Here is a 13,818-nt window from a genome sequence, read left to right on the forward strand (position 1 = left end):
GGTTCGCCAGCTACCCGACCAATCCCTGGCGCCGCTGCCGGGATCGGAACAGCGCGGGCTACTCATGTCATCTCACCGCAGCGACGCGACTGAGCGAACTTAGCCCGCACAGCAGGACAGTCTATTCACATCCCGGTCGAATGCCTGCGCCGCCAGCTTCAGGCCTTCGACCGTGGTCAGATAGGGGAAGATCGTCTCCACCAGATCGTCGATCGTGAGACCGCAGCGGAGCGCCATGGCGGCGGTCTGGATACTGTCCGCACCTTCCGGTGCCAGGATGTGCGCGCCCAGCAGTTTGCGGGTCCGGCCATCCGCAACCAGCTTGATCAGGCCACGCGTGTCGCGGGCCGCCAATGCGCGCGGGACATTCTCGAGCGGGAGCGTCGACGTTCGCGCTGCATATCCGGCCGCGATAGCCTGTGCTTCGGTGAAGCCGACACTGGCTACCTGCGGATCGCTGAATACGACGGACGGCATGGCCGAATTGTCGTACCTCAGACTGTCGCCGTTCAAGGCGTTTTTGGCAGCGATCTTTGCGCCATAGGCCGCCATATAGACGAACTGGTCTCGGCCCGTCACGTCGCCGGCGGCATAGACGCCGCGCACAGAGGTTCGCATATGGTCATCGACAATGATGGCACCGCTGAGCGTCTGCTTCACCCCCGCCTCGATGAGACCGAGGTCCTCAACATTCGGGGCGCGCCCGGTCGCCAGGAGAAGGCGCTCCGCGACGATGATTTCGGCGACCCCGTCGCGCAGGACGGTGAGCGCAGCGCCCCCTTCCGCCGTCTTGTGGACCGACTGATAGGCGAGGTTGCCCAGGACGGTGATGCCTTCGCTCGAAAGATAGTCGGTCAGCGCGGCGCCGATCTCCGGCTCCATCTCGGGGAGAAGGCGGCTGCGGAAAACGAGCGTCACGTCGACACCGGCGCGGGAGAACGTCTGAGCGAGTTCCACACCGACATAGCCGCCTCCGAGGACGATCATCGATTTCGGCAACTCGGTCAGGTCGAGCGCGGTAGTGCTGTCGAGCGCATCGACATCCGGAAGGCCCGGGATAGCCGGCACCGCCGGACGGGTACCTGTCGCAATCACGATCCGGTCAGCGGTGAACCGCCTTCCACCGGTCTCGACGCCATTATCGACGAGCCGCGCCGTGCCTTCATGATAGGCGACGTTATTGTAGAGAGGCAGGAGGTCCGCATATTTCGCCTGGCGAAGGCCCGAGACGAGCGCGTCCTTTTCGGCGATCACCTGGCCCCAATCGGCGGCTCGCGCCCGGGCCTCAATGCCCTTGAACCGCATCGGCGCGGCATTGGCGTGGTGGATGCTCTCGACCGCGCGGATTAGCGCCTTGGAAGGAACGCAGCCGACATTGACGCAGGTTCCACCGATGGTGCCGGCACCGATAACGGCGACCTGGGCCCCTTGCTCCGCCGCGGTGATCGCGGCCGAGAACCCAGCCGATCCGCCGCCCACGACGATAAGGTCGTACTTCTTGTCCTGAGGGCGGTCGACCGGATTGCAGCAATCACTCATGATCCGACTTTCACTTGCGGACTTGCGAAGAGTAGCCAGCGTTGGTGGTCGCCGCGATCAACGCCTTGGTGCTGGTCTTGGCGTCGTCATAGGTGACGGTCGCGGTATGTGCTTCGACTGAAACTTCGACGGCGGTCACGCCGGATACGCGCGACAGGCTCTTTTTGACGACGGGGCCGCAGGTCACGCAAGTCATGTTCTCGACGGCCAGGGTGACGGTCCGGATTGCGGCAAAGGCCGGGCCGGATGCGAACAGCACCGCTACGGTCGCGAGCAGGGCAAGCTTCTTCATGATGGTCTCCTTGTTCAAACTTCGAGCAATAGGGGGGCGAGATAGGGGAAGAGGACGGCGAGTCCGACCAGCGCCGTTGCAAGCCACAAGGCCCTCTTCGCCAGGCGGTTGGAGGAAGGCGTGCCGCATTCGCGCTCGGCGCAGACCACCTGCGGCCGACGATAGATCCGCCAGAACCCGGCGGCCAGAAAGGCGATGGCCACCCCAAGGAAGATGGGCTGATAGGGGGCGAGCGCGGTCAGGTTGCCGATCCATGCGCCACTGACGCCCAGTGTGAAGAGCACCAGCGGGACGATGCAGCAGGAGGCTGCGCCAAGCGCGCCGAGACTTCCTCCGGCAATCGCAACCCACGTACCGCGTCTGGAAGCCGTTTCCGGCTGGGTCATTTTCTGTTCTCCGAATCACGTTGTTGACCCTAGATAGGATCTGTAGCGGCTACAGGTTCAAGAGGTATTTCAGCATGGATCGGAAAAATCTGCAGGACACAGCGCCCCGGCTTCCAATCGGGATGCTGTCGCGGCGCACCGGGTGCAAAATCGAGACCATCCGCTACTATGAGAAAATTGGCCTGCTATCCGCGCCTGCGCGCAGCGACGGCGGTCACCGGCTCTATGGCCATGGCCATCTCATGCGCCTCGGCTTTGTGCGGCGCGCGCGGGAGCTGGGCTTCACGCTGGACGAGATCCGCGCGCTGCTGCAGCTGGCCGAGGACCGCGATCGCCCGTGCGCCGAAGCGCGCGAGGTCGCCGTGGTCCATCTGACGGACATTCGTACCAAGATCGCGGATCTTCAGGCCATGGAGTCGGTGCTTGCCGAAACCGTCGTGCGATGCGCGGACGGCAAGACCCCAGAATGCCCGCTGTTGGAGACACTATTCGGATCGATCGATCCGTCTGCGAGCGGATGAACGCTGTACATGTATGTGCCGGTCTCCCCGCGGCTAGCCGCCGTCAGGCAGCACAGACCGATGTCGGTTTTTTGCCAGAACGGCGCCTCAGCGATCATCTCAATGTCTGCTTCTTTCATTTTCAGTCCGGAAGCGGACAGTCTGGAAACGTTTAGAGTTTCGGACGCCGTGAGGCGTCGGAAAGTCGGCGGTGCCCGAACCCGCGGGCCTCTGGCGTTGGTCTATGTGGTTTTGGGTTTTGGCCTGCTCTGGGCGGCGGCGGGTGTTGCCGGCAGGCGGACGGATCGGAGAGCGGACCGGCTGCTTTTCGGGCGATGAGGCGGGCGCTTGGAAGCGGACCGTCCGACTTTTGCAGCGATGCGTCCGCTTTTGCGCGGGCTCGAGGCAACACCCGTCATTCTCCGCGACAGGCATGCCGCGGGGGTAACCGGCGATCGGCCGTGCCGGGTCACGACGGCGGGCTCCCGGATACGACGGCCAAGGATGGCGGTGCGCGAGGCTGATATCGGCGTTCGAAGAGCTCGATGATGACCATGCGCCCGCCGCAGCATGGGCATGGCGGCCTGACGTTCGGCTGTTCCTCAGGCATGTCTTCGACGGCAGGTGGCGCGACCGCAAGAAGTTGGCGAGCGCGTTCGAGGCTGGTCCGTCGGGTGCCGCTGGCGAGCAGGCCATAGTGGCGGATGCGATGGAACCCGCGCGGCAGGGCATGCAGCAGAAAGCGGCGGATGAACTCGTCGGTAGCCAGCGTCATGACTTGCTGACGGTCAGCACTGTCGCGGCGATAATCCTTGTAGCGGAACGTGACGCCGTCCTCGTCGAACCGGAGCAGACGGCTGTTCGAGATGGCGACCCGGTGCGTGTAGCGCGACAGATAGGCAAGCACCGCCTGCGGGTCCGCGAACGGCGGCTTGGCATACACGACCCAGCGCTTCTTGCGGACTGGTGACAGGTGCCTCAGGAACGCCCGTCGGTCGGCAAGATGCGCCAGGTTGCCGAAGAAGCCGAGCTGACGAGCATCATGAAGCGCGAGCAGGCGGGTCAGGAACAGGCGGCGGAACAGCGCGCCGAGTACGCGCACGGGCAAGAGGAACGCCGGTCGCGCGGAGATCCAGCTTGCCCCGTCGAGCGAGATGCCGCCGCCCGGGACGATCATGTGGATGTGCGGGTGATGAGTGAGCGCCGAACCCCAGGTGTGGAGTACGGCGGTAATGCCGATGCGCGCGCCCAGATGCCTGGGGTCGGCGGCGATGATCTGCATCGTCTCCGCCGCCGTGCGGAACAGCAGATCGTAGACCAGCGCCTTGTTCTGGAACGCGATGACGCCGATCTCAGCGGGAAGCGTGAACACGACATGGAAGTAGCCGACCGGCAGCAGGTCGGCCTCGCGCTCGGCGAGCCAGGTACGTGCGGCGACGCCCTGGCACTTGGGGCAGTGCCGGTTGCGACAGCTGTTATAGGCGATGCGCCAATGGCCGCAGTCGGTACAGGCCTCGACATGCCCGCCCATCGCCGCGGTGCGACATTGCTCGATCGCCGACATGATCTTGAGCTGGTGCAGGCTCAGATGCCCGGCATGCGCCGAGCGGTAAACAGGTCCAGCAGCGCGGAAGATGTCGGCGACCTCGATGGAGGCGCGCATCCCGCCTCAGCCGTCGGATGCGCCTTTGTCGGGTGAGGCCAGCGCCAACCGGTCGAGTGGACTGACGACCGCGCGCATCGTCCTGGTCGCGACCTGGGTGTAGAAGGCCGTTGTGTTGAGCTTGGCATGGCCGAGCAGCGCCTGGATGACGCGGATATCGACGCCGTCCTCGAGCAGATGCGTCGCAAAGCTGTGTCGCAGGGTGTGTGGTCCGACCCGCTTGGCGATATCCGCTGCCTCTGCTGCTTGAACTACGACGCGATAGAGCTGGCGGGTACTGATCGGCACGGTCGCGTTCTGGCCGGGGAAGAGCCAGCCGTCGGGAAGCATGATGCCCTGTTGCCGTGCCGCGCGCCACCAGTCCCGCAACAGCAGGAGCAGGCCCTCCGGCAGCATGGCGTTGCGATACCTTCCGCCCTTGCCACGCTCGATCCGCAGCACCATCCGCTTGCTGTCGACATCGCTCACCTTGAGCGCCGACACCTCGGCGACGCGCAGCCCCGCGCCATAGGCGACCGACAGCGCCGCCTGATGCTTGAGGCAGGTCGTGGCGTCGAGCAGCCGCTTCACCTCGCCCAACGTCAGGACCACCGGGATCTTGCGGGCATGAGCCGTGCGGACGAGCTTGCGGGCCAGGTCGGGTCGGTCGAGCGTGTGGTTGAAGAAGAACCGCAACGCCGCGACGATGCTGTTCATGGTCGGTGCCGGGACACCAGCCTCCTGCTGCTCGATCTGGAACTGGCGGACATCCTCGGCGCTCGCGGTGTGGGGCGAGCGACCCAGCCACGTCGCGAACCGCCCGACATCGCGCAGATAGTTGCGCTGCGTCTCAGGACTGAACCGGCGCATGGTCATATCATCGACCAGCCGCTGACGCAGCGGACTGACCGCGCCAGCAAGAACAAGCTCGTTCATCGTTCGACTCCTCAGGTTGAAGGAGCCGAAAGGGTCTGCCCATGGCAGGCGCCGCTCAATCCACGCCGAGCGCCCGCGTCGTTGCCGTTACCTCACCACCAGCACCACTCCCGCGCAGCGGGTTCGTGCACCGGCCCAATTGCCGCCGTAGCAATTTACTATCCTCCAATGGCGATCTGGCTGCAGCGCATATGCGGAGTATGGCTGATCGTGCACCTGACGACCCTGTGTCATCGAGACTGTCGGCAGCTGCTGCCAGACTGCGGACTCGGTTGTCTGCCGCCACATCTAGAGTCGAGGCACGTCGAGCGCTGTTGGATGACCTAATCCGTGACGCCGAAACCTGGCTTCATCGTCGGGCGGCGTGGAATGCGCGTGACAAAGCACTATACCGGACTGGGGCGGCGTTGGAGTCATATGGCGGGCACCTTCTTGACGATATCCAACTGAGCGGCCTCGACGCACTGGGTGCTAGAGGCGTGCTGCTAATTACCGAGACCGCCGCAGAGCACCCCGACCTCTCGCTCAGCCAATTGATCGCGATGTTGTTTGCGTCCGACCATGGCAGGCTTATCGCAGAGTGGGGTCGTTGGTCGCGCTTGCACTGGCTTTCCGCGCTTCACGCGGAGGAAACAGAACAGTTCCTCCGAACCAAGGCAGGAAGCGACCCGAAAGCTGCATGGCGTTGTCGGCCACCGACACGCCGTCAGTCCTTCTTGGCCAGTGAGATGGCACGTGCGATCGGCATCGAGCCGCCGACGCTAGCGAACCGTGGCGATGCGTTCGACTGGATCAATGAGCATGGCGGCAATCCGCGCTTCTGGTCGTTGCCTCCAGCACCAGCGCTTCCATGACGGCAGAGATCGATTCGCGCTGGCTTGAAGCATTTACGGCACTTTCAGACATGACCGACCGAGCTGAGGCAGCCATTCGAAAGCGCGATGCGCTCGTTCGCCGGTTTGATGCGCTGAAGCGCGATCGATTGGTCCGATCGCTAAGCGATCTCAGAAAACTCGCGGCTGCGATCGTCGATGCTGACGAGCGCATCGCCGAGGCTTTCATAGTGATCCACGACGTGATCAATGATCTTTCCGCAATCACCCCGCCGCATGAAGATGAGGATTGCAGCAGATGAAGAAAAAGCGCGCAGGGCTGACCAGCTCGGTGCTGGCTCCAGCCAAAGGACAGATCAAACCACTCGAGTCGTTCATCAAGCACGTCCAAGCGGCCATCGATGACCATTGCAGCGTCAATCAGATCTGGTCGCGGCTGGCATCGGTGGCGCCTTCATTCGAGACTGAACATTATTCGATCGCCGATTACGAGATGGAGCGTTGGGGAATCCTGCGCGATGTCAGTTCAGTGGATTGGTCGATCGGCTGTCTCTCACGTCTCTGCGCCGATGTCGCGATACCGGCCAGCGGCTTGGATACCAGTGTGGCGCACGGACCAGAACCCGATGAAATGACAGATTCTTGGCTAATCGTGCGCAAGAATCATTCCGAGGCGGCGGGCCTAATGATGCAGGGTAGGCTGGGAACCGGCATCCAAATGGTCATGGCCGCTGATCCGGAAGCTGTGTTCGACCTAGCCTACATTGTCGCGTTCAACGCGCTCGATAGTGCCTATCGTGCCGCTCAAGACGCCCGAGGCCGGCTACGCGATCCGCTAAAGCTCGATATTCATGCGCTCGCTACGAACAAGGTTCCACGTAACGGGGCGCTAGCACAAAACCTGCGGGAAGCTTGGAAGCGTGCGAGCGAAGTTCACACGATCTTCCGGAATTCCGGACCCGTCGCGTCTCAGCAGGACTCTGAATTGGTCGGCGCATTACGGCTGAACGATCGTGCTGTCGCGCAGCGACACGGCATGGCGCCGAGCGACTCCGAACTGATCGGCTTGCTGGCCGTCTTGCTTAAGGAGGGCCAGGCGGAGACGGACCACATCGTTCAGTCTCTGGATGGGCGTCGCACTAAGCAATGGAGCCTTCAGGAAGTGCATCGCTGGTTGCATACGCCGGCTATTCCTTTGTTGTGGAATAGCGTGCTGCGCGCGGCACAGGTTCATTCGGCTGTTCGCCGTGTGGATGTCGGTGCAGGAATCCAAGATGAAGCCAAGCGTTTCCGCTCCGGCGATGAGATCAGCTGGGCAGAGCAGATCGTTCGCGACACCGCCCAGGGCAATCCGCCAAGGGATTTGATGCCGAACGGTTTTATGCTTCCAGCGGAATTGCCACGCCTCTTGTGCCACAGGTTGCGGATCGACGTCGTTCAGGACGAAGATGCTATCCCGAAGAAGTTTTCCGATGCCGCCGCGAGGGAACAGGCAGCAGGCAACACCGATGCGTGTTGGCAGGAACCCTACACCTTTGAAAAGGTCGTCGAGGGTCTCGGGCGCGAAGGCAAGAATCATGGCTCGCGCTTCCTCGTTGAGGCGTCGAAGGAAGGTAATGCGCTAATCGCAAGGGCGTCGTCCGATCCAACAAATCGGCTGCACCGGCGAATTCTTATCGAAGCGCAGGGCCGCCTGTGGTTTCGGCTGAGACTGTAGCTTCCTCTCCTCCAATCGCCTGTTTTCGCTCCGCCATGACCGCGGCATGGCAACTGTGCAGGGCGGTGACAAACCAGGCCACTGGAGCGCCGGTGATTTGCTGAGCGCGGCGGTGTAAAAGCCGGCCATTGGATAAGGTTGCTCCTTTTGGAGCGGCCAGGGATGTTTGCCGTGGAGGTCTACGCAGCGGTTCGTCGTTTTGTGTTCGTGGAAGGGAACAGCCAACGGGAAGCGGCGAAAGTGTTCGGCCTGAGCCGTGAAACGATTTCGAAGATGTGCCGGTTTTCGCTGCCGCCGGGCTACACGCGCACGAAGCCCGTGGCGAAGCCGAAGCTGGGATCGTTGTTGCCGGTGATCGACCGGATCCTGGCGGAAGACCGGACGGCGCCGATGAAGCAGCGGCACACGGCCAAGCGGATTTTCGAGCGCCTGCGCGACGAGCATGGCTACGGTGGCGGCTACACGGTGGTGAAGGATTATGTCCGGCAATGCCGGGCGCGCGGCCGCGAGACGTTCGTACCGCTGGCGCATCCACCGGGCCACGCGCAGGTGGATTTTGGCGAGGCGGTGGGCGTGATCGGCGGCGTCCGGCAGAAGGTGCATTTCTTCTGCATGGACCTGCCACAATCGGACGCCTGCTTCGTGAAGGCCTATCCGGCGGAGACGACCGAGGCGTTTCTCGACGGGCACGTGTCGGCGTTCGCTTTCTTCGGCGCTGTGCCGCGCTCGATCCTGTACGATAATACCACGATCGCGGTCGCGAAGATTTGCGGCGACGGTAAGCGCGAGCGCACCCGTGCGTTTACCGGTCTGGTCAGCCATTACCTGTTCACGGATCGCTTCGGTCGCCCCGGCAAGGGCAACGACAAGGGGAAAGTCGAAGGGCTGGTGAAGCACGCCCGAACGCACTTCATGGTGCCGATCCCGCACGCGGCGAGCTACGATGCCTTCAATGCCGAACTGGAACGCCGCTGCCGCGCCCGGCAGGAAGAGCGGGCTGGGCGGCACAGCCAGACGATCGGCGAACGGCTCGTGGCCGATCTCGCGGCAATGTGTCCTGTGCCGGTCGGGACGTTCGAGCCGTGTGAAACCAGGGCTGCGCGCGTCTCCTCGACCGCGCTGGTGCGCTACCGGACCAACGACTACTCGGTTCCGACCCGCTACGGCTTCCAGGACGTGGTGGTGAAGGGCTTCGTCGATCAGGTCGTCATCTTGTGCGGCGGCGAGGAGATCGCCCGCCATCCGCGCTGCTATGGCGAAGCCATGTTCGTGGCGAACCCACTGCATTACCTGGCGCTGATCGAGAGCAAGCCTGGAGCCCTTGACCAGGCCGCCGCACTTCAGGGCTGGGATCTGCCCGAGGTGTTCCAGCATCTGCGCCATCTTCTGGAGGCGCGGATGGGCAACAAGGGCAAGCGCGAGTTCATCCAGGTGCTGCGCCTTCTGGAAGCGCTCCCGATGGAGGTGGTCACCTTCGCGGTGAACGAGGCGATCCATATCGGTGCGATCGGCTTCGATGCGATCAAGCAGATCGCGCTTGCGCGCATCGAGCGTCGGCCTGCCCGGCTCGATCTAACCGCCTATCCGCACCTGCCCAGGATGGAGGTGAAGACGACGCGCGCCGCCGACTACGCCGCTCTCCTGCCGGAGCTGGCGGCATGAGCCGGGCGGCGGACGACAAGATGCCGCCCGGTACGACGGCGGGCACGCCGCAGGTTCTGCTGGCGCATCACCTCAAGCAGCTCAAGCTGCCCACGGTCCTGCGCGAGTATGAGAAGCTGGCCCGGGAATGTGCGCGCGATGGCGTTGATCACACCCGCTACCTGCTGCGTCTCATCGAACTGGAGCTGATCGACCGGGAGCGCCGCACGGTCGAGCGCCGGATCCGTGCTGCCCGGTTCCCGGCGGTGAAGAGCCTCGATACCTTCGACTTCACGGCCATCCCCAGCCTCAACAAGATGCTCGTGCTGGAACTGGCACGCTGCGAGTACATCTTGCGCCGGGAAAACATCATCGCGCTTGGCAACAGTGGCACGGGCAAAACGCACGCCGCGCTCGCCCTGGGACTGGCCGCCTGCCAGAAGGGCTTCACGGTCGCGTTCACCACCGCCGCAGCGCTGGTGAACCAGTTGCTGGAAGCCCGCGACGAAAAGCGGCTGCTCAAGATGCAACGCGAGCTTGCCGCCGTGAAGCTGCTGATCGTCGATGAACTGGGCTACGTTCCGCTCTCCCCCACGGGCGCGGAACTGTTGTTCGAGACCTTCTCACAGCGTTACGAGCGCGGATCGACCATCGTCACCTCCAACCTGCCGTTCGAGGACTGGACGCAGGTCCTCGGGTCCGAGCGGCTCACCGGAGCGCTGCTCGACAGGCTCACTCACCACGTCAGCATCCTGACCATGAACGGCGACAGCTACCGCCTGAAGCAATCCGCCCACCGTCGCCGCGCTGCCAGGGCGGAGCAAAACCAGGCCACCCCCGCCGACTGACCCGCCGCAAAACGGCAAATATGCAAAGGGCCCCGATCGGGGCCCTTTGCATATAGTCCGCGTTCATCCTCAATGGCCTGCTTTTACTCCGCCATGCTGGCCTGAAATCCGACCGCCGTTGACAGGCAACCGAAGGCAAATCAACACGACAAGGACTGCGACCGCGTGATGAGGCTTCCCTGCTGGTCGCGCTCACCGACGCACCTAATGTGCTGCCCGTCCTGACTGATGAGGTCGCGTTGATCGTGCTTCACCTCGGCGCAGATCTCGCCGCGATCCTGGACGAGGATCATTAGCCGCTGGCCAGATGGGCGGCGATCGACGATCGTCGGCCCTGCAGAAAGGAAAAAATCAGATGAAACCCGCTCTCCGCGCTTATGGCTATGTCCGCGTCAGCGTCGATGAAGAGGGCGGCCAGAATGCCAGCATTTCCGCTCAAGGCGCCGCGATCCGCGCCCACGCCGAACGCGAGGGTATCGAGCTTGTCACGATATTCGAGGAACTGAACGTTTCTGGTCGCAAGCTCCAGCGCAAGCAATTCGACAGGATGATGACCCAGGCTACGGCGCCGGATCGCCCAGTCCATATGATCATCGTATATGCACTCAGTCGCTTCGCCAGGCGATTGCTGACTCAGGTCGTGTCAGAGCACAGGCTGGCCGAAGCCGGTGTGAGTCTGCTCAGTTTAACCGAAAACTTCGGTAACGACTCAAATGGCAAAATGGGGCGGGCCATGGTCGCGGTCATGAATGAGAAATACGTTCACGACGCCTCGGTGTTTACGACCCGCGATCGGCGAGGCAATGCCATCAGCGGCCACTGGAACGGCGGCCCGATCCCGCTCGGTTATGAATCGCGCGTCGTTAGTGTTTTTGACCGCAAAGAGCGTAAGAAGCTCTTCATCCGCGAGGACGAAGCTCGCATTGTCCGGCTGATCTTCGACCTTGCTCTGCAAGGTCTGCACGGCCGGCCGATGGGCACCCGTGCGATTGCTGCCTATCTCAATGACAACGGCTACAGTCTGCGGGGTCGACGGTTTCACAACAGCAATGTCGATGGCATTCTGACACGCCAGCATTATGCTGGCGCATACCTGCATCGCCCGACCAACGCTCAGGCCTTGCCCGCCGGCGGCGGCGACCCGGTAATCGTATCGTGCCCGCAGATCATCGAGCCGGACCTGATGGCGCAGGTTGCTGCCACCCGTGCGAAGTCCGCGCCGCGTGTCCGGGCCCCACGCATAACCAACTCGCCAGTATTGCTCGGCGGGGTTGCCACGTGCGGTCATTCCGGGTGCGGAGCCGGTCTTGTGATCCGCTCCGGAAAAGCCGGTGCCTATCGCTATTACACCTGCAATGCCAAGGCGACTGCAGGTGCCGAACGTTGCAAAAGCAAACCGATCCGTGAGGAGGCGCTAGATCAGATTGTTCTCGACGGGCTGTTGAAGCGTGTACTGGCCCCGGCGCGGCTTCGCATTCTACTTGCCGATGTGCTCGACCGGTCCGACGAGGCTGAAGAACGTCGCCGCAAGGATCACGATCGTGTGCGGCGCGAGCGCATCGCTGCCGAAGGGCGGCTTAGCCGTTTGCTTGATCTCGTCGCTGAGGAAATCATGAGTCCGCGCGAACCGGTATTCGCCGCCAAGCTGGCTGAGGCGCGTGCATCGATTGCGGCGCTTTCCGAAACCGAGCGCAGCCTCGCAAAGCAGATTGGCCGCAAGGCGGGGCGGATCGACGACGCCGCGGTCAAGCGGTTCGGTGAGCGTCTCCGCGCCGAGATCACTGGCGCCAACACCGAATTGCGGCGCGCCTATCTGCGGATCTTCGTGTCGGGGGTCGTCGTCAACGACAACGAAATACTTGTCGCGGGGTCCAGGGCGGCGCTCGAAGCCGGTGCCCATAAGGGCGAGACCGGCTCGCTCACGTCAGTGCCCAGTTTTGACCGGGAATGGTGCCGCTTACAGGACTCGAACCTGTGACCCCCGCATTACGAATGCGATGCTCTACCAACTGAGCTAAAGCGGCCCTGCCGGCGGAACCGCCGGTGGAAGGTGGCGGCGCTTACCAGCCTCTTTCGCCGCTGACAAGCGTTCCGGATAGGCGGCGAAAGCCTCGCGCGTCTTTACGCAAGATTTACCATGCCATGCGCAGACTCGGCATATTCGAGGGTATCTGCCCTCTGTGGAGCATGCGCATGGACACCCGCGGACTCGAAGACCGCCACCAAACCGGCCACGACGATACCGGCGTCGGCGATTCGGGTGATGGCCGGCACCGGCTCGACATCGGGACCGACGAGCGGCGCATGCATGTGCGGGCGTATAATCACTGGGTTTCGCTGCTGCGCGGGCGCGCCTATCCCTCGATCGAGGATCTCGACCCCGAAAGCATCGCCGATTTCGGCCCGCACAGCGTGCTGCTCGATTTCAGCGGCGGCATCGAGAACCCGGCTATCCGCTACCTTGGCGCATCGCTCCGCGAGGAATGCGGCGTCACCAGCCTGATCACCCATGTCGGCGAAGTCCCCGCCCGCTCGCTGCTCTCGCGCCTGACCGACCATTATCTGCAGATCATCGCCAATCGCGCGCCGATCGGCTTCGAGGCCGAATTCGTCGGCCAGCGCGGGCACAACACGCTCTATCGCGGCATCCTGATGCCCTATTCCTCGGACGAGGACACGATCGACTTCATCTATGGCGTCATCAACTGGAAGGAGATGGTCGACGCCGAGACCCAGGCAAAGCTGGAGCGCGAGGTCGAGGAAGCGCGCCGGACCGCGCCTGCGCCCACCGTCGCCGCGCCGGTCTGGGCCGATGGTCCGAGCGCGCCGATCGCGGAGGAGGCATCCGAGCCCGCGGTGCCGCACGACGATGTCGCCGCAGTCCCGGACACGCTTGCCGGCCGCCTGATGCTCGCCCGCGAAAGCGCGGCGATGGCACGCGCTGCCGACATTCGAAGCCACGCCTCGCTCTATCGCGCGCTTTCGCGTGCCTATGATTTCGTGCGCGCCGCGGAGTCGGATGCGGACGCCTATGCCGAACTGCTCCGCGATGCATCGATCAGCGTTCAGGCGCGCGCGCCGATGACCGCAGCCGCCAAGCTCGTCTTCGGCGCCGGCTACGACAAGACGCGCCTGACCGAATTCGCCGCGGTGATGAGCAACGCGCGGCGGAACGATGTCGGCGAAGGCGGACTCGACGCCTTCCTCACGGCGGAACCCGGCGGGATCAAGGCGATCGTCAAGAACGAGCGCGCGCTCCGCAAGCCCGCGCGAAAGCTCGATGTCTATGCCCGCGCCGCCGAGGAACTGCGCAGCCGCCCGCCGCTCGCCCATGTCGAGATCGAGGCCGGCGAATCGGAGTTCGTCGTGCTGCTCGCCCGGGCGGGAAGCGACGGAATGCTCGACATCCTGGCCAAGGTCGAAGGCGATGCAGCCTTCGCCGAGCGCGTCGTACGCAAGGCCGCGGCCTGATTCACGGCCGATT

General features: G+C 63.5%; 13 protein-coding genes and 1 tRNA gene. 8 read left to right on the plus strand and 6 right to left on the minus strand.

What is annotated here, in order from left to right; translation table 11 throughout:
- Positions 1-99: 99 nt before the first annotated feature.
- The 3 genes from merA to BDW16_RS06110 are packed head-to-tail and all read right to left on the minus strand — an operon-like array spanning position 100 to position 2,217.
- Positions 100-1,539: a mercury(II) reductase gene (merA, locus tag BDW16_RS06100; RefSeq protein ID WP_066581750.1), complete on the minus strand. Its 1,440-nt coding sequence runs from the start codon at positions 1,537-1,539 to the stop codon at positions 100-102.
- A 10-nt stretch (positions 1,540-1,549) separates the two neighbouring features.
- On the minus strand, positions 1,550-1,831 hold the full coding sequence (gene merP, locus BDW16_RS06105; RefSeq protein WP_066581781.1) for a mercury resistance system periplasmic binding protein MerP: 282 nt from the start codon (positions 1,829-1,831) through the stop codon (positions 1,550-1,552).
- Between the two features lie 14 nt (positions 1,832-1,845).
- The gene (locus tag BDW16_RS06110) at positions 1,846-2,217 is read right to left on the minus strand and encodes a mercuric transporter MerT family protein (RefSeq protein ID WP_066581748.1); all 372 of its coding nucleotides are present in this window, start codon (positions 2,215-2,217) and stop codon (positions 1,846-1,848) included.
- Between the two features lie 122 nt (positions 2,218-2,339).
- Here BDW16_RS06110 and BDW16_RS06115 point away from each other — a divergent pair, with 122 nt between their 5' ends.
- Positions 2,340-2,738: a MerR family transcriptional regulator gene (locus BDW16_RS06115; RefSeq protein ID WP_241230619.1), complete on the plus strand. Its 399-nt coding sequence runs from the start codon at positions 2,340-2,342 to the stop codon at positions 2,736-2,738.
- Positions 2,739-3,186: 448 nt separating this feature from the next.
- On the opposite strand, the gene BDW16_RS06120 is transcribed toward BDW16_RS06115, so the two are convergent.
- Together BDW16_RS06120 and BDW16_RS06125 are read right to left on the minus strand one after the other, a co-directional pair.
- Complete coding sequence (locus BDW16_RS06120; protein WP_066582090.1) at positions 3,187-4,380, minus strand: IS91 family transposase; 1,194 nt, start codon at positions 4,378-4,380, stop codon at positions 3,187-3,189.
- Between the two features lie 6 nt (positions 4,381-4,386).
- Positions 4,387-5,295, minus strand: a complete 909-nt coding sequence (locus BDW16_RS06125; protein ID WP_100362717.1) for a tyrosine-type recombinase/integrase — start codon at positions 5,293-5,295, stop codon at positions 4,387-4,389.
- 479 nt (positions 5,296-5,774) lie between these two features.
- Between BDW16_RS06125 and BDW16_RS21060 the strand changes: the two genes are divergently transcribed.
- The 6 genes from BDW16_RS21060 to BDW16_RS06150 all read left to right on the plus strand — a co-directional run bounded on the left by BDW16_RS21060 (position 5,775) and on the right by BDW16_RS06150 (position 12,312).
- Positions 5,775-6,149 (plus strand): hypothetical protein, encoded by a 375-nt coding sequence (locus BDW16_RS21060; protein ID WP_157081455.1) that lies wholly within the window; start codon positions 5,775-5,777, stop codon positions 6,147-6,149.
- Positions 6,146-6,430 carry a hypothetical protein gene (locus BDW16_RS06130; protein ID WP_066582080.1) on the plus strand — a complete coding sequence of 95 codons (285 nt, stop codon included), beginning with the start codon at positions 6,146-6,148 and terminating at the stop codon, positions 6,428-6,430. Before BDW16_RS21060 ends, BDW16_RS06130 begins: the two co-directional genes overlap by 4 nt.
- Positions 6,427-7,845 carry a hypothetical protein gene (locus BDW16_RS06135; RefSeq protein WP_100362718.1) on the plus strand — a complete coding sequence of 473 codons (1,419 nt, stop codon included), beginning with the start codon at positions 6,427-6,429 and terminating at the stop codon, positions 7,843-7,845. Before BDW16_RS06130 ends, BDW16_RS06135 begins: the two co-directional genes overlap by 4 nt.
- Positions 7,846-8,007: 162 nt before the next feature.
- On the plus strand, positions 8,008-9,507 hold the full coding sequence (gene istA, locus BDW16_RS06140; protein WP_066582067.1) for an IS21 family transposase: 1,500 nt from the start codon (positions 8,008-8,010) through the stop codon (positions 9,505-9,507).
- Complete coding sequence (istB, locus tag BDW16_RS06145) at positions 9,504-10,334, plus strand: IS21-like element helper ATPase IstB (RefSeq protein WP_174532086.1); 831 nt, start codon at positions 9,504-9,506, stop codon at positions 10,332-10,334. The genes istA and istB overlap by 4 nt, the downstream gene beginning before the upstream one ends.
- Positions 10,335-10,689: 355 nt before the next feature.
- Entirely contained in the window at positions 10,690-12,312 is a 1,623-nt protein-coding gene (locus BDW16_RS06150) for a recombinase family protein (RefSeq protein WP_164523307.1), read from the plus strand.
- On the opposite strand, the gene BDW16_RS06155 is transcribed toward BDW16_RS06150, so the two are convergent.
- Positions 12,283-12,358: transfer RNA gene (locus BDW16_RS06155), tRNA-Thr, on the minus strand. The two genes, BDW16_RS06150 and BDW16_RS06155, sit on opposite strands and share 30 nt — an antisense overlap.
- 169 nt (positions 12,359-12,527) lie before the next feature.
- On the opposite strand from BDW16_RS06155, the gene BDW16_RS06160 reads away from it, so the two are divergent.
- Positions 12,528-13,805: a PAS domain-containing protein gene (locus BDW16_RS06160; protein ID WP_066580959.1), complete on the plus strand. Its 1,278-nt coding sequence runs from the start codon at positions 12,528-12,530 to the stop codon at positions 13,803-13,805.
- Positions 13,806-13,818 lie beyond the last annotated feature (13 nt).

Source organism: Sphingomonas koreensis, from assembly GCF_002797435.1.
Lineage (GTDB): Bacteria > Pseudomonadota > Alphaproteobacteria > Sphingomonadales > Sphingomonadaceae > Sphingomonas > Sphingomonas koreensis.

Bases quoted from the DNA above. Each gene is read 5' to 3' on its own strand.
- merA (WP_066581750.1), bottom strand. From the start codon at position 1,539: ATGAGTGATTGCTGCAATCCGGTCGACCGCCCTCAGGACAAGAAGTAC.
- merP (WP_066581781.1), bottom strand. From the start codon at position 1,831: ATGAAGAAGCTTGCCCTGCTCGCGACCGTAGCGGTGCTGTTCGCATCC.
- BDW16_RS06110 (WP_066581748.1), bottom strand. From the start codon at position 2,217: ATGACCCAGCCGGAAACGGCTTCCAGACGCGGTACGTGGGTTGCGATT.
- BDW16_RS06115 (WP_241230619.1), top strand. From the start codon at position 2,340: ATGCTGTCGCGGCGCACCGGGTGCAAAATCGAGACCATCCGCTACTAT.
- BDW16_RS06120 (WP_066582090.1), bottom strand. From the start codon at position 4,380: ATGCGCGCCTCCATCGAGGTCGCCGACATCTTCCGCGCTGCTGGACCT.
- BDW16_RS06125 (WP_100362717.1), bottom strand. From the start codon at position 5,295: ATGAACGAGCTTGTTCTTGCTGGCGCGGTCAGTCCGCTGCGTCAGCGG.
- BDW16_RS06130 (WP_066582080.1), top strand. From the start codon at position 6,146: ATGACGGCAGAGATCGATTCGCGCTGGCTTGAAGCATTTACGGCACTT.
- BDW16_RS06135 (WP_100362718.1), top strand. From the start codon at position 6,427: ATGAAGAAAAAGCGCGCAGGGCTGACCAGCTCGGTGCTGGCTCCAGCC.
- istA (WP_066582067.1), top strand. From the start codon at position 8,008: ATGTTTGCCGTGGAGGTCTACGCAGCGGTTCGTCGTTTTGTGTTCGTG.
- istB (WP_174532086.1), top strand. From the start codon at position 9,504: ATGAGCCGGGCGGCGGACGACAAGATGCCGCCCGGTACGACGGCGGGC.
- BDW16_RS06150 (WP_164523307.1), top strand. From the start codon at position 10,690: ATGAAACCCGCTCTCCGCGCTTATGGCTATGTCCGCGTCAGCGTCGAT.
- BDW16_RS06160 (WP_066580959.1), top strand. From the start codon at position 12,528: ATGGACACCCGCGGACTCGAAGACCGCCACCAAACCGGCCACGACGAT.